The sequence below is a fragment of the Streptomyces sp. H39-C1 genome, assembly GCF_027158125.1.
Taxonomy (GTDB): domain Bacteria; phylum Actinomycetota; class Actinomycetes; order Streptomycetales; family Streptomycetaceae; genus Actinacidiphila; species Actinacidiphila fildesensis.
In genome coordinates, this window is record NZ_JAPVLS010000062.1 from 16,500 (window position 1) to 36,367 (window position 19,868).

Sequence of the window (19,868 nt, forward strand, 5' to 3'; positions counted from 1 at the left end):
GAGCGCTGCGCGCGGCGTAACCGTCACACCGCAACCGGTGGCGCGGAGAGCTTTACACTCTGCCCCCGGCAGTGGCGTCAGGCCACGCCGGACGCCGTCCCGACCGGAGGTCACACCGTGTTTCCCACCGTCGCCCAGGTCCTGGAACTCGACGCGCTGCGCCGCGGCGCGCCGCGGGTCGTCGCGGGCGCCGCCGGGCTGCACCGGCCGGTGCGCTGGGTGCACATCAGCGAGCTGGCCGACATCGCGGGGATGCTGCAGGGCGGCGAGCTGGTGCTGACGACCGGCGTGATGCTCCCGGAGGACAAGGAGTCGCTGGCCCAGTACATCGACGCCCTCGCGGACGTCGGCGCGGCCGGGCTGGTGGTGGAGTTGGGCCGGCGGTACGCCGATGTGCTGCCGCGGCCGCTGGTCAGGGCCGCCGAGCGGCGCGGCCTCCCGCTGGTGGCGCTGCGCACCGAGGTGCGGTTCGTGAGCGTCACCCAGGCGGTGCACGCCCATGTGGTGGACGCGCAGCTGACCGAGTTGCGCGCCTCGGAGGCCGTGCACCAGACCTTCAACGAACTGTCCGTCGAGGGCGCGGAGGCCGACGAGGTCGTCCGGGAGGTGGCCCGGATGGCGGGCGCGCCGGTCGTGCTGGAGAACCTCTCGCACCAGGTGCTGGCCTTCGACCCGGCCGGCCACGACCCGGAGGCGCTGCTGGACGGCTGGGAACGGCGCTCGCGCGGGGTGGCCCCGGCCGGCAGGACCGGGTACGACCGGCGGGCCGGCTGGCTCGTCACCTCGGTCGGCGCGCGCGGCCGCGACTGGGGCCGGCTCGTGCTGGTGGGCGAGCCCGGTCCGCCGCCGCGCACCTCGGGCGAGGGCCGCCCGGTCACGACGACCGGTCCGCACCGGCACGCGGTCCTCCTCGAACGGGGCGCCGCCACCCTGGCCCTCAACCGGCTGCTGGAGCGCGACCGCGAATCGCTGGAACGCCAGACCCACCGCACCCTGCTCTCCGGGATCCTCACCCACGCGCTGACCGTCTCCGACGTGGCGCTGCGCGCTCGGGCGCTGGGCGTGCCGCTCGAAGGGCGCCGGCTGGTCGGCGTCATGCTGCGGCTGCGCGGCGGGCCGGCGTCGGCGGCGCTGGAGGCGCAGTCCCGGCTGCGGGACTTCACCGAGAACGTGGCGCTCGCGGTGCGCGAGCGCGGGCTGACCGCACTGACCGGGGCGCTCGACGACGGCGCGGTCGGCGTCCTGGTGTCGCTGGGCCCGCACGACGAGGAGCACCGGTCGCTGGAAGGCTTCGCCGCCGCGCTCGACCGGATCGTCGACCCGGCGTCCGAGGCGCCCGCGTTCGTGATGGCGGCCGGCTCCTCGGTGGGCTCGCTGCGCGACGCGCGGCGCACCCTGCTGGAAGCGGCGCAGGTCGCCGACGCGGCGCTGCACGGTTCACCGGGGGGTGCGGAGCGGCGCAGGGCCGGGACGTACTACCGGCTGCCCGACGTGCGGCTGCGCGGACTGCTGCACCTGCTGCGCGACGACGCACGGCTGCAGACCTACGTCGAGCGCGAGCTGGGCCCGCTGCTCGCCCATGACGCGGAACACGGCTCCGACCTGGTCCGCATCCTCTCCGTCTATCTGGACAACGGCCGCAACAAGTCGGCGGCGGCCGATGCCGCACACCTGTCCCGCCCCTCGTTCTACGACCGGCTGCACCGGGTGGAACGGATCCTGGGCGTCGACCTCGACCAGGTGGAGTCGTGCCTGTCACTGCACGTCGCGCTGCTGGCCCTGGAGGCCGTACGCCGCTGACCGCGGTCCGCGTCAGGACCTACGAGGCGGGTACGGGAACGGGCACGTCCCAGTACGCGTAGTCGTAGGAGTCGCCCGGGGACACGTCGACCTCGACGGAATCGGTGGAGGGGTCGGGGACGACGACGATGAAGTCCAGCGACCGCTCGGCGCCCGGGGCGAGCTGGCCGCTGAAGCCGTCCTGTCCCGAGATGTCCTTGAGCGGGTTGTCCCCCGCCTGGTCCGCGTACGCGGACACGTCCGCGTAGTCCAGGTTCTGCGTGTCGCCGCCGGTGTTCTTCAGCGTGACGGTGAACTTCAGCGCGCTGTCACCGCCCTCGGCACCCGCGGCACCCTCGGCGCTCCCGGCGGTCTGCGCCGGGCCGGGGTCCTGCACATCGGCGACCGTGACCTGCAGCCCGCCGTCGTACTCGGCGGTCTCGCCGACGGACAGCGGTGATCCGTAGCTGCCCTGGTCGGGCTTGCGCATCCCGTCGCCCTCGTCCAGCCAGCCGTTCCCTATCGACACGCCTATGGTGATCAGCATTCCGGCGGAGAGCACGGTCGCGACGATGCCGAGGATCAGCCCGGCCAGGGCCTGCCCGGGATTGGTCGACTCGCCGCGCTTGGCGATCCGGCGTCCGACGATCCCGAAGATGATCGCGGCGATGCCCAGCGGAGCGCCGAGGACCGCGAAGAAGCACATGACCGACAGCACCGCGCCGACGATGCCCAGTACGAGCGCGGTGAGGCCGTAGCCGTTGCGCGGCGAGGGGGTCCAGCCGCCGTACGGGCCCATCGGGTACCCCGGGTAGCCGGGATAGCCCGGGTAGCCGCCGCCCGCGCCCGGGTACTGCTCGTACGGCGGGTACTGACCCGGGTGGGGACCCTGTTGGTCGTACGGAGGGCCGGCGGCGTAATGGTCCGTTCCCGGTGCCAGCGGCGGCAGCGGCGGGCCGGTGTCCGCCGGGCTCGGCCCCGGTCCGGCCTGCGGCGGGACGTCCGCGGGCGGCGCCCAGGGGTTGCGGGGCGCGGGGCTGTCGGGCTGGTCGGACATTGCGGCCTTCCTCTGACTACGTCCGGCAATGCTATGGCCTGCGTACGGCGGGGGAAGGCCCTCGCACGACCCGGGGCGCCGTCTACGATGGCTCCACCGCTGACTTGCCTGGAGGATCCGCATGACCGACACCGCAACCGGACGCGTACCCGGCCTCGACACCTTCATCGCCGGGCTGCCCAAGGCCGAGCTGCATGTCCACCATGTCGGATCCGCCTCGCCGAGGATCGTCGCAGAACTGGCCGCCCGGCACCGGGACTCCCGGGTCCCCAGCGATCCCGCCGCGCTGGCCGAGTACTTCACCTTCCGTGACTTCGCGCACTTCATCGACGTGTACCTGTCCGTCGTCGACCTGATCCGCGACGCCGAGGACGTGCGGCTGCTGACCTTCGAGGTCGCCCGCGACATGGCCCGGCAGAACATCCGCTACGCCGAGCTGACCGTCACGCCGTATTCCTCGACCAACCGCGGCATCCCGGACCGCGCCTTCGTCGAGGCGATCGAGGACGCCCGCAAGGCCGCCGAGTCCGAGCTCGGGGTCGTGCTGCGCTGGTGCTTCGACATTCCCGGCGAGGCGGGGCTCGCCTCCGCCGAGGAGACCGCGCGGATCGCGACCGAGCTGCGGCCGGAGGGGCTGGTCAGCTTCGGGCTCGGCGGCCCCGAGATCGGTGTGCCGCGCCCGCAGTTCAAGCCGTACTTCGACCGGGCGCGCGCGATCGGCCTGCACAGCGTGCCGCACGCCGGCGAGACCACCGGTCCGGAGACCGTCTGGGACGCGATCAACCTGCTCGGCGCCGAGCGGATCGGGCACGGCACCAGCTCGGTCCAGGACCCGCGGCTGCTGGAGCACCTGGCCGAGCACCGCATCGCGCTGGAGGTCTGCCCGACCTCCAACATCGCCACCCGCGCGGTCCGCACGCTCGAGGAGCACCCGCTGCGGCAGATGGTCGAGGCCGGTGTGCTCGTCACCATCAACAGCGACGACCCGCCCATGTTCAGCACCGATCTGAACAACGAGTACGCGATCGCCGCCCGCCTGCTGGACCTGGACGCGGCCGGCGTCGCCGGGTTGGCGAAGAACGCCGTCGAGGCGTCGTTCCTCGACGCGCCGGGCAAGACGCGGCTCACCGCCGAGATCGACGCGTACACGGCGGCGTGGCGCTAGGTCATGTCCGACACATGGCGGCGTCCGCCCGGAGGGCGGGGCCCGGGGCATCCGGTGCGTGCGATCGCAAGGCGGAGGGTCATCCTCGTACCGGGCGTACGTGGATGAGCCGACAACTGGGGGCACCTCCCAGCGGTAGCTGGGGGAGAGCGCGCGTGCCAGGCGCTCCGGGCCAGGCGGGATGGGTCGGACAGGGCCTAGCCGTCGCCCATCGCGGCGACCCGTTCCACCACCGCGAGAACACCCTGCCGTCGCTGCGCTCCGCCCTGCGGGCGGGCGCCGACGCGGTGGAGATCGATGTGCGCCTCACCCGCGACGGCGTCCCCGTGCTCCTGCACGACCCGACGCTGAAGCGGCTGTGGGGGCACCGGGACGCCGTCGCCGAACTCACCGCCGAGGAGGTGCGGCGGCGCACGGCCGGCGGCGTGCCGACGCTGCACGACGCGCTGACCGCCGTCACCGGGCACGGGACCGGCCGGGCGCTGCTCGACCTGACCGCCGCGGACCAGGCCGGGCCCTCGGTGGCCGCCGTACGGGACGCGGGAGCGGAGTCCCGCGCGTACTACTGCGGCGAGGCCGGCGCCATGCTCGCCGTGCGGCGGCACGACCCGGCCGCCGAGATCGCCCTGACCTGGAAGACCTCGGCGCTGCCCGGGCAGGCACTGCTCGACGCCGTCCGGCCGCGGTGGATCAATCTGCGGTTCGGGCTGATCGATCCGCCGCTGGTCCGCTGGGCGCACGAGCGGGAGCTGCTCGTGGCGGCCTGGACCGCCGACCTGCGCCGCACCATGGCGCGGCTGCTCGGCCTCGGCGTCGACTCGGTCACCACCAACCGCCTGGACGTCCTGCGCGGACTCCTCGACGGCCCGCCCGGATCACCGGCCCTGATCACAGGCCGACGATCAGGTTCCACCGGTTCTCGAACTCCGGGCGCTCCTCCGGCGTGATGTCGCGGGCCACCACGAGCCGCTTGCGCATCTCGTCGTCCGGGAAGATCAGCGGGTCCTCGGCGAGGGCTGCGGTGTCCTCGTCCTTGGACGAGGCGAGCACATCGCGTGCGGCCGGCACCGGGCAGACGTAGTTGACGTAGGCGGCGAGTTCGGCCGCGACCTCGGGGTCGTAGTAGTAGTCGACGAGCGCCTCGGCGTTGCTCTTGTGCTCGGCCAGGTTCGGGATCATCAGGCTCTCGGCCCACAGTTCCGCGCCCTCCTGGGGCACCACGAACTCGATGTCCGGGTTGTCGGACTGCAGTTGGACGACATCGCCCGAGTACGCCTGGCAGGCCAGCACATCGCCGGACGACAGGTCCTTGGTGTAGTCGTTGCCGGTGAAGCGCCGGATCTGCTTGCTGCGCACCAGAGAAGCCACCTGGTCCGTCATCCGGTGGAAGTCGTCCGCCGTCCACTTGGCGACGTCGACGCCCTGTCCCTGCATGAGCAGCGCGAACGCCTCGTCCATCCCGGACAGCAGCGTCACCTTCCCCTTGAGGTCCGGGGCCCACAGGTCCGACACGTGCTTGATCTCGCGGCCGAGCGCCTTCTTGTTGTAGGCGATGCCGGTGATCCCGGACTGCCACGGCACGGCGGACCGGCGGCCCCGGTCGAAGGCGGGGTTCCGCAGCAGCGGGTCGAGGTACTTGGTGACGTTGGGCTGCCGGGAGCGGTCCATCTGCTGCACCCAGCCCAGGCGTACGTACCGCGCGGCCATCCAGTCGCTGACGACGATCAGGTCGCGGCCGATGTCCTGGTGGTTCATGAGGGCCGGGCTGATCTTCCCGAAGAACTCGTCGTTGTCGTTGATCTCCTCGGTGTACTGGACCTTGATCCCGCTGCGCGCGGTGAAGGCGTCGAGGGTCGGACGCTTCTGCGCGTTCTTCTCGTCGACGTCGATGTAGAGCGGCCAGTTCGCGAAGTTCAGCTTCTTGTCCTGCGCCGAACGGTCGCGGGCCGCCCGGTCCGCCGCGTCTATGTGCGCCGGCGGTACACCGCATGCCGAGGCGGCTGCCAGCAGCCCTGCCAGCCCGAATCCACGCAGCACCGAACGACGGGAGAGATCACTCATGCGGCACACCCTCCCTTCCGCCGGATGCCCGGGGCAACGAGCGATCCGTCAGCCGTACCCCCCAACTGCCTGACACTGTGTCTCGCGGCCGGGACGTGCGACGGCCCCGGACGCGGCGTGCGCGTCCGGGGCCGGGGTGCCGCTGGGGCAGGGGCGGGTCAGCCGTCCAGGGACGTCATGACGTGCTTGATGCGGGTGTAGTCCTCGAAGCCGTAGGCGGAGAGGTCCTTGCCGTAGCCGGACTTCTTGAAGCCGCCGTGCGGCATCTCGGCGACCAGCGGGATGTGGGTGTTGATCCACACACAGCCGAAGTCGAGACGCTTGGACATCCGCATCGCGCGGCCGTGGTCCTTGGTCCACACCGAGGAGGCGAGGGCGAACTCGACGCCGTTGGCGTACTCGACGGCCTGCTCCTCGTCGGTGAAGGGCTGGATGGTGATGACCGGTCCGAAGACCTCGTTCTGGATGATCTCGTCGTCCTGCTTGAGGCCGGAGACGACGGTCGGGGCGTAGAAGTAGCCCTTGTCGCCGACCCGGTGGCCGCCCGCCTCGACCTTGGCGTGTGCCGGCAGCCGCTCGATGAAGCCGCTGACCTGGGCGAGCTGGTTGGCGTTGTTCAGCGGGCCGTAGAGCACGTCCTCGTCGTCCGCGGCGCCGGTCTTGGTGTCGGCGGCGGCCTTGGCGAGCGCGGTGGTGAACTCGTCGTGGATCGACTCGTGGACGAGCACGCGGGTGGCGGCCGTACAGTCCTGGCCGGCGTTGAAGAAGCCCGCGACCGAGATGTCCTCGACCGCCTTGGCGATGTCGGCGTCGCCGAAGACCACCACGGGCGCCTTGCCGCCGAGCTCCAGGTGGACGCGCTTGACGTCCTTGGCGGCGCTCTCGGCGACCTGCATGCCGGCCCGGACGGAACCGGTGATGGAGGCCATCGCCGGGACCTTGTGCTCGACCATGGCGCGGCCGGTCTCGCGGTCGCCGCAGACGACGTTGAACACGCCCTTGGGCAGCACCTCGCCGAGGATCTCGGCGAGCAGCACCGTCGAGGCAGGGGTGGTGTCCGACGGCTTGAGGACGACGGTGTTGCCCGCGGCGATCGCCGGGGCGAACTTCCAGACGGCCATCATCATCGGGTAGTTCCACGGCGCGACCTGCGCGCAGACGCCGACCGGCTCGCGGCGGACGATGGAGGTCATGCCCTCCATGTACTCGCCGGCGGAGCGGCCCTCGAGCAGTCGGGCCGCACCCGCGAAGAAGCGGATCTGGTCGACCATCGGCGGCAGTTCCTCGCTGGCGGTGAGGCCGAGCGGCTTGCCGGTGTTCTCACTCTCCACCGCGACCAGCTCGTCCGCCCGTGCCTCGATCGCGTCGGCGACCTTCAGCAGGGCCCGCTGGCGTACCGAGGGAGTGGCGTCGCGCCAGGCCGGGAACGCCGCCTCGGCGGCGGCCATGGCGGCGTCGACGTCGGCGGCGGCGGACAGCGGCGCGGTGGCGTAGACCTCACCGGTGGCAGGGTTCACCACATCCGTGGTCCGCCCGTCGGCGGCGTCGCGGAACTCTCCATTGATGTAGTTGCGCAGACGCTTGAGCTCGCTCACTGCACCTCTCCTGTCCTGTGTCCGATGGGTGAGACGCTTCCAGAGTAATCGAGCCTAGTCGCATCACTGCCGTGTTCGACATACCCGGATCCCCAGAACGATGGAATCAGTGAGATTCGAGCACCAGAACCACGAATTTCATCGTTCAGGGGTTGCGGGACCGTCGACCTCTCCTGCACAGTGGGACTCGTGGCCACTCGTAGTACGGATCCGAAGAGCACCACCGGCTCCGGAGTGCTCGACTCCGTCTCCAAGGCGATCATCGAGCAGCTCCAGGAGGACGGGCGCAGGCCCTACGCCGCGATCGGCAAGGCCGTAGGCCTCTCCGAGGCGGCCGTACGGCAGCGCGTCCAGAAACTGCAGGACCAGGGGGTCATGCAGATCGTCGCCGTGACCGACCCGCTCACCGTCGGATTCCGGCGGCAGGCGATGGTCGGCATCAACGTCGAGGGCGACATAGAACCGGTCGCCGACGCCCTCGCCGAGATGGGCGAGGTCGAGTACGTCGTCATCACGGCGGGTTCCTTCGATCTGCTGATCGAGATCGTCTGCGAGGACGACGACCACCTGCTGGAAATGATCAACAAGCGGATCCGCGCCCTGCCCGGCGTGCGGACCACCGAGAGTTTCGTTTACCTGAAGCTCCGGAAGCAGACCTACACCTGGGGAACCAGATAGCCATGAACGCGGACCTCTCGAAGACCGCGTACGACCACCTGTGGATGCACTTCACCCGCATGTCGTCGTACGAGAACGCCCCTGTGCCGACCATCGTGCGCGGCGAGGGCACGTACATCTACGACGACAAGGGCAAGAAGTACCTCGACGGCCTCTCCGGGCTGTTCGTGGTCAACGCCGGTCACGGCCGCCACGAGCTCGCCGAGACCGCGTACAAGCAGGCCCAGGAACTGGCCTTCTTCCCCATCTGGTCGTACGCCCACCCCAAGGCCGTGGAACTGGCCGAGCGGCTGGCGAACTACGCCCCCGGCGACCTGAACAAGGTCTTCTTCACCACCGGTGGCGGTGAGGCGGTCGAGACCGCCTGGAAGCTCGCCAAGCAGTACTTCAAGCTCACGGGTGAGCCGACCAAGTACAAGGTCATCTCCCGCGCGGTCGCCTACCACGGCACCCCGCAGGGCGCCCTGTCGATCACCGGCCTGCCGGCCCTCAAGGCTCCCTTCGAGCCGCTGGTCCCCGGTGCGCACAAGGTGGTCAACACCAACATCTACCGCTCCCCGATCTTCGGCGACGACCCGGAGGCCTACGGCCGGTACTGCGCCGACCAGATCGAGCAGGAGATCCTGTTCGAGGGCCCGGAGACCGTCGCCTGTGTCTTCCTGGAGCCGGTGCAGAACGCCGGCGGCTGCTTCCCGCCGCCGCCCGGGTACTTCCAGCGGGTCCGCGAGATCTGCGACAAGTACAACGTGCTGCTCGTCTCCGACGAGGTCATCTGCGCCTTCGGCCGCCTCGGCACCATGTTCGCGTGCGACAAGTTCGACTACATCCCGGACATGATCACCTGCGCCAAGGGCATGACCTCGGGCTACTCCCCGATCGGCGCCTGCATCATCTCCGACAAGCTGGCCGAGCCGTTCTACAAGGGTGACAACACCTTCCTGCACGGCTACACGTTCGGCGGGCACCCGGTCTCCGCGGCGGTCGGCATCGCGAACCTCGACATCTTCGAGCGCGAGGGCCTCAACCAGCACGTGCTCGACAACGAGGACGCGTTCTTCAACACGCTGAAGAAGCTGCACGACCTGCCGATCGTCGGCGACGTCCGCGGCAACGGCTTCTTCTACGGCATCGAGCTCGTCAAGGACAAGGTCACCAAGGAGTCCTTCACGGACGAGGAGACCGAGCGCGTCCTGTACGGCTTCCTGTCGAAGGCGCTCTTCGAGAACGGTCTGTACTGCCGGGCCGACGACCGGGGCGACCCGGTCGTCCAGCTCGCTCCGCCGCTGATCTCCACCCAGGAGACCTTCGACGAGATCGAGGGCATCCTCCGCGCCGTCCTCACCGAGGCGTGGACCAAGCTCTGACCGCTTCGCGGTGATCCACCCCGGCGCGCCGGGCGGCCCCTACGGGGGTCCGCCCGGCGCGCCGCCGCGTTTCCGGGGTCAGCTCCTGGGACGAGACGTCATATGCGGCCGTTCGGGCGACCCCGGCGCCGTGGCTCACCCGATCGGGTCCGGGAAATCCTTAGCCTGCCAACGCAGTGACCGGTCTCCCCCGCATTCGTTGACCGAGCCAGGGGGAACGACTCGCGGAGGTAATCGGCAATGGTGGCCCCGCCCGACAACGATGTGCTCTGGGCCCGCGCCCTGCGCCACTCCTTCCAGGGCTCTCCCGCGCTGCTCGGCGTCTCGCTGGGTGTGCGCGAGGGCGAGATCCTCGGCCTGCTGGGACCGCGCGGCTCCGGCAAGACGACCCTGCTGCGCTGCCTGGCCGGGCAGTTGCTGCCCGACCAGGGCGAGGTGTGGTTCAACAGCGCACCGGTGCACACCCTCCCGCTGGCCGCGCGCGAGCGGCTGCGCCGCGACCGCTTCGGCTGGATCGGCGGCACCCCGCAGCTGCTGCCGGAACTCACCGCCCGGGAGAACGCCGCCCTGCCGCTGCTGCTCTGCGGCATTCCGCACCGCACGGCCAAGACCACCGCACAGGAGTGGCTGGACCGCCTCGACGTCGGCTCGGTGGCCCGCAAACGGCCCGCAGAACTGCTCCAGGCGCAGCGCCAGCGGGTGGCCATCGCCCGCGCCCTGGTCACCCTCCCCGAAATCGTCTTCGCCGACGAGCCCACCGCGCCGCTGCACCGCGCGGACCGCGCCCAGGTCCTGCGGATGCTGACCAGCGCCGCGCGTTCGCACGGCATCACCGTGGTGCTCGCCACCATCGATCCCGAGGTCGCCGCCGTGGCCGACCGGGTCATCACCCTGGTCGACGGGCGGCCGGCGGCCGCCATGCCCGCCCAGGACCGGGAGGGTGCCGCGTCGTGCTCAGCCTCCGTGTAGCCCGCGGATCCGCCCCCACGGTCCTGCTCCGCCGGCTGCTGGTCGCCGCCACGTCCGCGGGTACCGGCTTTCTGCTGCTGGCCGCGCTCGGCTACGCCATGGGGCACCCCGGGAACCCGTCGGCGGCCGGCGCCCGGCTCGCCTGGTGCGTGGTCCCGTTCGCCGCCGCCCTGCAGCTCTCGGTGGCCGTCTCCCGGTCCGAGCCCAGCGGACGGCTGCACTCCGGGCTCGCCGCGGCCGGTCTCGGCCGCGGCGGGGTGCCGCTGCTGGCCGCCGCGACCACCGCACTGTCGTGCGCGCTGGGCAGTGTCGTCGCCCTGCTGGTCTTCCTTGAGGTGCGCGGCGGAACGGCCCCCGACGCGTTCGGCTCGGACCGTCCGCTGCCCGTCGCGGGCGCGCTGACGCTGCTCGCCGCCGTACCGCTGCTCGCCGCGGCGGCCAGCGCCGCCAGCCTGTGGCCGCGCCAGGCCGCCCCCTCGGCTCCGGCGTCGGCCGACGCGGAGGACCCGGGCACCCTCTCCGCGGTGACCGCCCCCGCCGGCCTGCCGTGGGGCGCCGCGCTCACCGCCATCGGTCTCGCCATCGAGGTGACCGCCGACAACCTGAGCCGCTCGACCGCGACGGACCTGCTGCCGCTGCCCGGCGGCCTCGGCAGCGCCGCCCCCACCGTGCTGGCCGGCTGGGCGCTGACCGCGGCCGGCATGGTCCTGGCCGGTCCCGGCCTCGTCCACGCCTGCGGACGTCTGCTGGCCCTCCACCGCCCTGGCGCCCTGCGGCTGCTCGCGGGCCGCACCCTCCAGGAGGAGTCGCCCCGGATCGGCCGCCCGGTCGGCGTACTGTGCGCCGTCACGGCCGGGGCGCTGGCCGCCCTGGAGCTCTACGGCACCGGCGACCGCGAACTCGGCCCGCTCACCGGCCTCGCCGCCGCCCTGATCACGATCTGCGCGCTCGGGACCGTGCTCACCGCCGCGCTCGAAGCCCGCCGCACCCGCGAGCACTCCACCGCCGCCCTCGTCCAGCTCGGCGTCCCCGCGAGCCTGCTGCGCGCCGCCGCCGGACTGCGCTGTGCGGTGGTGCTGGTGGTCGTCATCCCGCTGACCGTCCTCATCGCGCAACTCGCGGCGTCCCCGCTGGCGGTCTAGACCGTGTCGCGCGTTCGGTGCCTGCCGCTAGGGTGCAGCGGTGCTGACCGACTCCACGCCGCAGAGCGGCGCCCCTGACCACGAGATCGAATCGCCCGCGGAGTTCGACCGGGTGGCCGCCACCGGTTCGCTCGCCGGATACCGGCTGCAGGCCGTCGATCTGACGGACCGTACGGCCGCGCTGCTGGCCCTGGACCCGGTGGGGGCGGTGTTCCTGGGCTGCCCCATGGAGCCCGCTGCGCTCGCACATGTCCGGGCGTGCGGGGCGATGGTGTTCCCGCCGGTCCCGTACCTTCCGTTCGATCCGTACCGGGGCACGCTGTACACCCCCGAAGCGCTCTACGAAGGGCTGCCCGCCGGGTACGAAACGACTCCGGACGCCCGCGCCTACGAGTGGTTCCAGCGGACCAGGGCCGGCGGCGACATACTCGCGTCGATGCTGCGCAGCATCCACGACGACGCCGTCTCGGACGCGCTCGACGAACTGCTCACCGGTGAACGGGTGGTCGGTGTCATGGGCGGCCACGCGATGGCGCGCGGCAAGGACGCGTACGCGGGCGCCGCCCTCCTCGGCCGGACGCTCGCCCGCTCGGGACTGACCGTCGCCACCGGGGGCGGCCCGGGCGCCATGGAGGCGGCGAACCTGGGTGCCTACACGGCCCCGTTCGGGGACGAGGTGCTCGGCGAGGCGCTGCGGATCGTGGCGAAGGCGCCGTTGTTCACCCCGTCGATCGGCGACTGGGCGTCGGCCGCGTTCGCCGTCCGGGAGCGCTGGCCGGACGGCGGCGCGTCCGTCGGCATCCCCACCTGGTTCTACGGGCACGAGCCGCCGAACGCGTTCGCCTCGCACATCGCCAAGTACTTCGCCAACGCGGTCCGCGAGGACGGTCTGCTGGCGCGTTGCACCGCCGGCGTGATCTTCCTGCCGGGCGCGGCCGGCACCGTCCAGGAGATCTTCGACAACGCTACGCCGAACTACTACGAGTCCCGGGGCGTCCCGACCCCGATGGTGCTGGTGAACCGCGAGCACTGGACCCGTGACCTGCCCACCTGGCCACTGCTCGAAGCACTGGCGAAGGACCGCCCGATGGCTGCCCGTATCGCCCTGGTCGACTCCGTCGACGAGGCGCCGGAGGCGCTGGCCCGGCTCACCGCGTCAGTTACCGGTCGATGAGCCCGGCTGGACGCTGAGGACCACGACGTCCTGAGCGGTGAAGGTGACACCCACCTCGGTACCGGCCTCCGGGGCGTCCCGCAGCGAGCAGGCCGCCTCCAGCGGCGGCCCGTCCGCCGGGCGCAGCAGCAGGGTGACCAGGTCGCCGCGGAACGTCCTGGCCGTCACCGTGCAGGGCAGCCCGTCGCGGACGCCGGTCAGCCGCACCCCGGCGGGGCGGACCAGCAGCCGGCACGGCCCCTGGGGCGCGCCGGGCTGCACCGGCACCTTGCCCCAGGGGGTGTCGGCCGCCTCGCCGTGCACGGTCGCCTCGACGACGTTGTCGAAGCCGAGGAAGCGGGCGACGAACTCGGAGGCGGGCCGCTGCCACACCTCCAGCGGGGTGCCGGTCTGCGCGATCAGACCGTCGCGCATGACCACGACCCGGTCGGCGAGCGCGAACGCCTCGCCCTGGTCGTGGGTGACGGCCAGCACCGTCGTGCCGAGCCGGCCGAACAGCTGGCGCAGTTCGACGACGAGCCGCTCGCGCAGCCCGCGGTCGAGCTGGCCGAGCGGCTCGTCCAGCATCAGCAGCTTCGGCTCGGGGGCCAGCGCGCGCGCCAGCGCGACGCGCTGCTGCTCCCCGCCGGACAGCGCGGCGATGGCCCGCCGCTGCGCACCCGGCAGGCCCACCATGTCGAGCAGTCCGGCGACCGTGCGGTCCACCTCGTCGCGCCGGGTCCCCCGCATCCGCAGTCCGAAGGCGACGTTGCCGCCGACGTCCCGCTGCGGGAACAGCTGGTGGTCCTGGAACATCAGGCCGAGACCGCGCCGGTGGGTGGGAACGCCCGCCTGGTCACGGCCGTCCAGCAGCACCCGGCCGGCGTCCACCGCCTGCAGCCCGGCCACCGCCCGCAGCAGGGTGGACTTGCCGCTGCCGCTGGGGCCCAGGACGCACACCGTCTCGTGCGCGACGACCTCCAGGTCCACGGCGTCGAGCGCCGCGCGCTCCCCGAAGCGGACCGTCACACCGTCGAGCCGCAGCAGCGGAGTGGAGGACTGCGTCATCTAGAACTCTCCTGAACGGTCGGTGCGCAGCCGCTCCAGTGCCAGCAGCGCGCCCGCGCACACCAGCATCAGAACGGTGCTCAGGGCCATCGCCTGCCCGTAGTTGAGCTCCCCGGCACGCCCGAGGAGCCGGGCCACCGCCACCGGCAGGGTCGGGTTGTCGGGCCGCGCGATGAAGACGGTCGCGCCGAACTCGCCGAGCGAGACGGCGAACGCGAAGCCCGCCGCGATCAGCAGCGCGCGCCGCACCAGCGGCAGGTCCACCTCGCGCCAGGCGCGCCACGGCGAGGCGCCCAGCACCGCTGCCGCCTCCCGCAGCCGTTCGTCGACCGCGCGCAGCACGGGCAGCATCGTGCGGACCACGAACGGCACACCGACCAGCGCCTGCGCCAGCGGCACCAGCAGCCACGTCGACCGCAGATCCAGCGGGGGCTCGTCGAGGGTGATGAGGAAGCCGAAGCCGACGGTCACCGCCGAGGTGCCCAGCGGCAGCATCAGCAGCGCGTCGAAGCCCCGCACCAGCCTGCCCGCGCGCCGGGTCAGCGCGGCGGCGGCGAGGCCGCCCACCAGCAGCGCGATGAGCGTGGCCACCGCCGCGTACTGCAGGGAGTTCCAGACCGCCTCGATGGGCGCGACGACGAAGGTGCCGCCGGTCTCCGGGACCGAGAGCAGCGCCCGGTAGAAGGTGAGGCCGTAGCCGTCGGGCCCGTCCAGCGAACGCGCCACCAGGACGCCGAGCGGCACCAGGATCAGCAGCACGATGACGGCCAGCACCGCCCACAGCAGCGCCCATTGGGCGGCGCCGCGCGGGCGCCGCGAGGTGTGCGCGGCGTCGACGAGCTTGAGCGTGCTCTCCCGGCGGCGCACCGTCCACGCGTGCAGCGCGAGGATCGTGGCGACCGCCGCGAACTGCACGAGGGTGAGGACGGCGGCCGTCGGCAGGTCGAGGAACTGCGCGGTCTGCTGGTAGATCTCCACTTCCAGCGTGGAGTACTTCGGCCCGCCGAGGATCTGGATCACGCCGAAGGACGTGAAGGTGAAGAGGAAGACCATCAGCGCGGCGGCGGCCACGGCCGGTCCCAGCGCCGGCAGCGTCACCCGGCGCCAGGCCTCGAAGCGGCCGGCGCCCAGGACCCGGGCGGCCTCCTCCTGGCGCGGGTCGAGCTGCGACCACAGACCGCCGACGGACCGGACGACGACGCCGAAGTTGAAGAAGACGTGAGCGAGCAGGATCGCCCACACGGTGGTGTCCAGCCGGACGCCCCACAGGTCGTCGAGCATGCCGCCGCGGCCCAGCAGCGCCAGGAACGCCGAGCCGACCACGACCGTGGGCAGCACGAACGGCACCGCCACCACCGCCCGCAGCAGCCGCTTGCCCGGGAACTCGAAGCGGGCGAAGACATACGCCGCCGGGAGTGCGACCAGCAGCGTCAGCCCGGTCGAGACGACCGCCTGCCAGGCGGTGAACCACAGCACCCGCAGGATCTCCGGGTCGGTCAGCACCTCGCCGATCCGGCCGAACCGCCACCGGCCGCCCTCGCGCAGCCCCCGGGTGACGATGGCGGCCACCGGGTAGGCGAAGAAGACCGCGAAGAACGCGGTGGGCACCGCCATCAGACCGAGCCGCACCGCGGCGGCCCGCGGGGCGCGCCGCGGGCTCCTCGCCGGAGTCCCGCGGCGCGGCTCCCCGGGAGCCGCTTCGGGAGTCCCTACTTCAGGACGAGCGAGGACCATGTCTTGACCCACTGGTCACGGTTCTTGGCGATCTCGTCGGGCGCCACGGTGGGCGGGGCGTCGATCTTCACGCCGTACTTGGTGAACTCGGCGGGCAGCGCCGCGTCCTGGCGGGCCGGGTTCACGAACATCTGCAGCGGCATGTCCTGCTGGAACGTCTTGCTCAGCAGGAAGTCCAGCAGCGCCTTGCCACCCGCGTCGTTCTTGCCGCCCTTGAGCAGCCCGGCGAACTCGATCTGCCGGAAGCATGTACCGGTCGCTACACCGGTCGGCCCCTGGGCCGGCTGCGGCGTGACGCCCAGCACCTCGGCGGGCGGGCTGGAGGCGTACGAGACGACGAGCGGCTTGTCGCCCTTGCCCTTGCCGCCGGCCGAGCCGGAGAAGCGGTCGTTGTACGCCTGCTCCCAGCCGTCGACGACCTCGACGCCGTTGGCCTTGAGCTTCTTCCAGTAGTCCTGCCACCCTCCCCCAGAGGCTCCGCCCTGGGAGGTGCCCCCATCGCCGTACTTCGCGATCGTGCCGAGCTGGAAGGCCAGGCCCGGCGAGGACGTCGCGGAGTTCTCCGTGACCAGCAGGTTCTTGTACTCCGGCTTGATCAGGTCGTCGAAGGTCGCCGGCACGGCCAGCTGGTGCGCGGCGAAGTACTTGCGGTCGTAGTTGACGCAGACGTCGCCGGAGTCGACCGGGGTGACCCGGTGCTTGTCCTTGTCGAGCTGCAGCGCCGCCGGGACCTGGTCCAGGCCCTTGGCCTCGTACGGCGTGAACAGGTCGTTGTCGAGAGCCCTCGACAGCAGCGTGTTGTCGACGCCGAAGAAGACATCGCCCTGCGGGTGCCCCTTCGACAGGATCGCCTGGTTCACGGCCGCGCCCGCGTCACCGCCGGCCAGCACCTTGACGGTGTAGCCGGTCTCCTTGGTGAACTCCTTCAGCACCGCGGGCGAGGCGGCGAAGGAGTCATGGCTGACGAGGGTGACGGTCTTCGACGGCGTCGCCGTCTTCGAGCCGTCGGCCTTGTCGCCGGAGCCGCCACAGGCGGCCAGCGCTGTCGCGCCGAGGGCGGTGGCCACGACCGCTGTCGCGGCGCGCCGAAGGTTGGTGTTCATGAGCGGTTGACTCCCTACGCCGGCATTACCCGGATCAGGTCCGAGGGTCTGCGGCCGCACCGGCTTCGCCGGTGGCCGCACTCTCAGCGCTGGTGCGCTCCCCTGTCGGAAATGTTCATTTGTACGAATCTACGAGCGCCACGATAGCAGCGCGCCCGCCGACACCCGGCAGGCGTCTCAGCCTTCGGAGGCCGCCAGCTGCCCGCACGCTCCGTCGATCTCGCTGCCGCGCGTGTCACGGACGGTCACCGGCACCCCGTGCGACTCCAGCATCCGCACGAACGCCCGCTCGTCCTCCGGCCGCGAAGCCGTCCACTTGGACCCCGGGGTGGGGTTGAGCGGGATGAGGTTCACATGCACGCGCTTGCCCTTGAGCAGCCGCCCGAGCAGGTCCGCCCGCCACGCCTGGTCGTTGATGTCCTTGATCAGCGCGTACTCGATGGAGATCCGGCGGCCGGACACCTCCGCGTAGTGCCACGCGGCGTCCAGCACCTCGCGCACCTTCCAGCGGGTGTTGACCGGCACCAGGGTGTCGCGCAGCTCGTCGTCCGGGGCGTGCAGCGACACCGCGAGCCGGCACTTGAAGCCCTCGTCGGCGAACCGCAGCATCGCCGGCACCAGCCCGACCGTCGACACGGTGATCCCGCGCTGCGACAGCCCCAGCCCGTCCGGCTCCGGGTCCGTCAGCCGGCGGATCGAGCCGATGACGCGGTTGTAGTTGGCCAGCGGCTCGCCCATGCCCATGAACACGATGTTGCTCAGCCGGGCCGGACCACCGGGGATCTCGCCGTCGCGCAGCGACTTCATCCCGGCCACGATCTGGTGCACGATCTCGGCCGTCGACAGGTTCCGGTCCAGCCCCGCCTGCCCGGTCGCACAGAACGGGCAGTTCATCCCGCAGCCCGCCTGCGAACTGATGCACATGGTCACCCGGTCCGGGTACCGCATCAGCACCGACTCGACGAGCGTCCCGTCGAACAGCCGCCACAGCGTCTTGCGCGTGGTGTCGTCGTCACAGCTGATGTGCCGCACGACCGACATCATCTCGGGCAGCAGCCCGTCCGCGAGCTTGTCGCGCGAGGCCGCCGGAATATCCGTCCAGGCGGCCCGGTCGTCGTCGTACCGCGCGAAGTAGTGCTGCGACAGCTGCTTGGCGCGGAACGGCTTCTCGCCCAGCTCGACAACCGCCTCCCGTCGCTCGGCAGGGGTCAGGTCGGCGAGGTGCCGCGGGGGGTTCTTGGCCCCACGCGGCACGGCAAAGGTGAGTTCTCCGGGTACAGGCATGGTCCTACCAGTGTCGCAGACGCGCGGAGGTCAGCCGGTCCCCACGAAGACGACCATGAGCAGCCAGACCACCGGGGCCGTGGGGAGGAGGGAGTCGAGGCGGTCCATGATGCCGCCGTGGCCGGGGAGGAGGGTGCCCATGTCCTTGATGCCGAGGTCGCGCTTGATCATGGATTCGCCGAGGTCGCCGAGGGTGGCGCTGACTGCTGCGACCAGGCCCAGGATCAGGCCCTGCCACCATTTGCCGTCGTCGATCAGGTACTGCATCGACAGGGCGCCGGCCGTCATGGCGAAGGCGATGGCGCCGAAGAGGCCGGCGCGGGTCTTGCCGGGGCTGATGCGCGGGGCGAGGAGGCGGCGGCCGAAGCGCCAGCCGACGGCGTAGGCGCCTGTGTCGCTGATCACGGTGAGCAGCAGGAAGACGAGGACCCGCCAGGGGCCGTCGTCCGCGGCGAGCATCATCGACACGAAGGTGGCGAGGAACGGCACGTAGAAGGCGGCGAAGATGCCGGCGGTGACATCCCGCAGGTAGTTCTCCGGCGGCTCGGTCATCCGCCAGACGAGGATGGCGAGCGAGGTGAGCGCCATGGCGACCCACGCGCCCTCGGCGCCGCGCGCGTAGCCCGCGACGACCATGGCGACCCCGCCGACCGCGAGCGGTACGAGCGGGATGCGGATGGACGCCTTCTCCGCGAGCCGGGAGGTGAGCTCCCACAGGCCGACGACGACGGCGAGCGCCACCACACCGACGAAGGCGGCCTTGACGATGAACAGCGACGCGACGATGACCGCGCCCATGCCGACGCCGACCCCTATCGCGGCCCGCAGGTTGCGACCTGCGGACTTCTTCACGGGCGGGACGGGTTCCGGTTCCGGTGACGGCTCAGGCGGCATACGACGAGTCTGCGCTGCGTCGAGCGCATCCTGCGCGAAACCCGCCGAGCCGTCGCCCGGTCCCCCCGCCGGCGTTTCCCAGTGGCCGGAGCGCGGCGTGGCACTCCAGGAGGAGTCGTTCACTGAGTTTCGCCTCGCGTTGTTGTTCCGGACCAGGCGTCCGGCCTGGTGTTCTGGCGGGGGGTGCGGGGGTCACCCCCCGGGAGAACGAACGGTCGTACCGCGGTGTCGCAGCGGTCCGTCAGACCTCGAGCAGCTCGGCTTCCTTGTGCTTGAGCAGCTCGTCGATCTGGGCCGTGTACTTGCTCGTCGTGTCGTCGAGCTCCTTCTCGGCGCGACGCACGTCGTCCTCACCGGACTCGCCGTCCTTGACGAGCTTGTCGAGGGTCTCCTTGGCCTTGCGGCGGATCGCGCGGATCGAGATCTTCGCGTCCTCCGACTTGCTCCGCGCGACCTTGATGTAGTCCCTGCGGCGCTCCTCGGTCAGCTGCGGGAACACCACCCGGATGATGCGGCCGTCGTTGCTCGGGTTGACGCCGAGGTCCGAGTTGCGGATCGCCTCTTCGATGTTGCGCAGCGCGCTGACGTCGAACGGGGAGACCACGGCCATCCGGGGCTCCGGCACCGAGAAGGACGCCAGCTGGTTGATGGGCGTGATGGCGCCGTAGTACTCGGCCACGATCTTGTTGAACATCGCGGGGTGCGCACGGCCGGTGCGGATCGCGGCGAAGTCGTCCTTCGCGACGATGACGGCCTTCTCCATCTTCTCCTCGGCCTCGAGGAGGGTCTCTTCAATCACCATGTGCTCCTGGTTTTCAGAAG

At 71.6% G+C, this 19,868-nt stretch carries 17 protein-coding genes and 1 riboswitch; of the genes, 8 read left to right on the forward strand and 9 right to left on the reverse strand.

What is annotated here, in order from left to right; genetic code table 11:
• Window positions 1-117 precede the first annotated feature (117 nt).
• A complete protein-coding gene (locus O3W51_RS32380; protein WP_164298103.1) occupies window positions 118-1,800 on the forward strand; it encodes a PucR family transcriptional regulator in 1,683 nt (560 codons plus the stop codon).
• Window positions 1,801-1,819: 19 nt separating this feature from the next.
• On the opposite strand, the gene O3W51_RS32385 is transcribed toward O3W51_RS32380, so the two are convergent.
• The gene (locus O3W51_RS32385; RefSeq protein WP_198358632.1) at window positions 1,820-2,836 is read right to left on the reverse strand and encodes a DUF4190 domain-containing protein; all 1,017 of its coding nucleotides are present in this window, start codon (window positions 2,834-2,836) and stop codon (window positions 1,820-1,822) included.
• 121 nt (window positions 2,837-2,957) lie between these two features.
• On the opposite strand from O3W51_RS32385, the gene O3W51_RS32390 reads away from it, so the two are divergent.
• Window positions 2,958-4,001, forward strand: coding sequence for an adenosine deaminase (locus O3W51_RS32390; RefSeq protein ID WP_198358633.1), 1,044 nt, complete (start codon window positions 2,958-2,960; stop codon window positions 3,999-4,001).
• Window positions 4,002-4,156: 155 nt separating this feature from the next.
• Window positions 4,157-4,948, forward strand: coding sequence for a glycerophosphodiester phosphodiesterase (locus O3W51_RS32395; protein WP_244809455.1), 792 nt, complete (start codon window positions 4,157-4,159; stop codon window positions 4,946-4,948).
• Here the strand turns inward: O3W51_RS32395 and O3W51_RS32400 are convergent.
• Window positions 4,890-6,062, reverse strand: a complete 1,173-nt coding sequence (locus tag O3W51_RS32400) for a polyamine ABC transporter substrate-binding protein (protein WP_138356724.1) — start codon at window positions 6,060-6,062, stop codon at window positions 4,890-4,892. The two genes, O3W51_RS32395 and O3W51_RS32400, sit on opposite strands and share 59 nt — an antisense overlap.
• A gap of 158 nt (window positions 6,063-6,220) precedes the next feature.
• Window positions 6,221-7,657: a gamma-aminobutyraldehyde dehydrogenase gene (locus tag O3W51_RS32405; protein ID WP_138356725.1), complete on the reverse strand. Its 1,437-nt coding sequence runs from the start codon at window positions 7,655-7,657 to the stop codon at window positions 6,221-6,223.
• Between the two features lie 180 nt (window positions 7,658-7,837).
• Here O3W51_RS32405 and O3W51_RS32410 point away from each other — a divergent pair, with 180 nt between their 5' ends.
• The 5 genes from O3W51_RS32410 (at window position 7,838) to O3W51_RS32430 (ending at window position 12,984) form a co-directional block, all read left to right on the forward strand.
• Window positions 7,838-8,335: an Lrp/AsnC family transcriptional regulator gene (locus O3W51_RS32410; protein WP_381586315.1), complete on the forward strand. Its 498-nt coding sequence runs from the start codon at window positions 7,838-7,840 to the stop codon at window positions 8,333-8,335.
• Between the two features lie 2 nt (window positions 8,336-8,337).
• Window positions 8,338-9,699, forward strand: coding sequence for an aspartate aminotransferase family protein (locus tag O3W51_RS32415; RefSeq protein ID WP_138356727.1), 1,362 nt, complete (start codon window positions 8,338-8,340; stop codon window positions 9,697-9,699).
• 240 nt (window positions 9,700-9,939) lie between these two features.
• Entirely contained in the window at window positions 9,940-10,668 is a 729-nt protein-coding gene (locus tag O3W51_RS32420) for an ABC transporter ATP-binding protein (protein WP_138356728.1), read from the forward strand.
• The gene (locus tag O3W51_RS32425; RefSeq protein ID WP_269287968.1) at window positions 10,650-11,810 is read left to right on the forward strand and encodes a hypothetical protein; all 1,161 of its coding nucleotides are present in this window, start codon (window positions 10,650-10,652) and stop codon (window positions 11,808-11,810) included. The genes O3W51_RS32420 and O3W51_RS32425 overlap by 19 nt, the downstream gene beginning before the upstream one ends.
• 43 nt (window positions 11,811-11,853) lie before the next feature.
• Window positions 11,854-12,984, forward strand: coding sequence for an LOG family protein (locus tag O3W51_RS32430; protein ID WP_187145334.1), 1,131 nt, complete (start codon window positions 11,854-11,856; stop codon window positions 12,982-12,984).
• Here O3W51_RS32430 and O3W51_RS32435 read toward each other — a convergent pair.
• The 6 genes from O3W51_RS32435 to frr form a co-directional block, all read right to left on the reverse strand.
• Window positions 12,967-14,031 carry an ABC transporter ATP-binding protein gene (locus O3W51_RS32435; protein WP_138356731.1) on the reverse strand — a complete coding sequence of 355 codons (1,065 nt, stop codon included), beginning with the start codon at window positions 14,029-14,031 and terminating at the stop codon, window positions 12,967-12,969. The genes O3W51_RS32430 and O3W51_RS32435 overlap by 18 nt on opposite strands.
• Complete coding sequence (locus tag O3W51_RS32440; RefSeq protein ID WP_138356732.1) at window positions 14,032-15,645, reverse strand: ABC transporter permease; 1,614 nt, start codon at window positions 15,643-15,645, stop codon at window positions 14,032-14,034.
• A 95-nt stretch (window positions 15,646-15,740) separates the two neighbouring features.
• Window positions 15,741-16,868, reverse strand: coding sequence for a thiamine ABC transporter substrate-binding protein (locus O3W51_RS32445; RefSeq protein WP_138356733.1), 1,128 nt, complete (start codon window positions 16,866-16,868; stop codon window positions 15,741-15,743).
• A riboswitch (TPP riboswitch) is annotated at window positions 16,863-16,982 on the reverse strand. It overlaps the preceding gene by 6 nt.
• Before the next feature lie 63 nt (window positions 16,983-17,045).
• Entirely contained in the window at window positions 17,046-18,152 is a 1,107-nt protein-coding gene (gene rlmN / locus O3W51_RS32450; RefSeq protein ID WP_269287970.1) for a 23S rRNA (adenine(2503)-C(2))-methyltransferase RlmN, read from the reverse strand.
• A gap of 30 nt (window positions 18,153-18,182) precedes the next feature.
• Window positions 18,183-19,169 carry a phosphatidate cytidylyltransferase gene (locus tag O3W51_RS32455; RefSeq protein WP_269287971.1) on the reverse strand — a complete coding sequence of 329 codons (987 nt, stop codon included), beginning with the start codon at window positions 19,167-19,169 and terminating at the stop codon, window positions 18,183-18,185.
• A 118-nt stretch (window positions 19,170-19,287) separates the two neighbouring features.
• Window positions 19,288-19,845: a ribosome recycling factor gene (frr, locus tag O3W51_RS32460; protein WP_138356740.1), complete on the reverse strand. Its 558-nt coding sequence runs from the start codon at window positions 19,843-19,845 to the stop codon at window positions 19,288-19,290.
• Window positions 19,846-19,868: the final 23 nt, after the last annotated feature.

Bases quoted from the DNA above. Each gene is read 5' to 3' on its own strand.
- O3W51_RS32385 (WP_198358632.1), bottom strand. From the start codon at position 2,836: ATGTCCGACCAGCCCGACAGCCCCGCGCCCCGCAACCCCTGGGCGCCG.
- O3W51_RS32390 (WP_198358633.1), top strand. From the start codon at position 2,958: ATGACCGACACCGCAACCGGACGCGTACCCGGCCTCGACACCTTCATC.
- O3W51_RS32400 (WP_138356724.1), bottom strand. From the start codon at position 6,062: ATGAGTGATCTCTCCCGTCGTTCGGTGCTGCGTGGATTCGGGCTGGCA.
- O3W51_RS32415 (WP_138356727.1), top strand. From the start codon at position 8,338: ATGAACGCGGACCTCTCGAAGACCGCGTACGACCACCTGTGGATGCAC.
- O3W51_RS32420 (WP_138356728.1), top strand. From the start codon at position 9,940: ATGGTGGCCCCGCCCGACAACGATGTGCTCTGGGCCCGCGCCCTGCGC.
- O3W51_RS32435 (WP_138356731.1), bottom strand. From the start codon at position 14,031: ATGACGCAGTCCTCCACTCCGCTGCTGCGGCTCGACGGTGTGACGGTC.
- O3W51_RS32440 (WP_138356732.1), bottom strand. From the start codon at position 15,645: ATGGCGGTGCCCACCGCGTTCTTCGCGGTCTTCTTCGCCTACCCGGTG.
- O3W51_RS32445 (WP_138356733.1), bottom strand. From the start codon at position 16,868: ATGAACACCAACCTTCGGCGCGCCGCGACAGCGGTCGTGGCCACCGCC.
- rlmN (WP_269287970.1), bottom strand. From the start codon at position 18,152: ATGCCTGTACCCGGAGAACTCACCTTTGCCGTGCCGCGTGGGGCCAAG.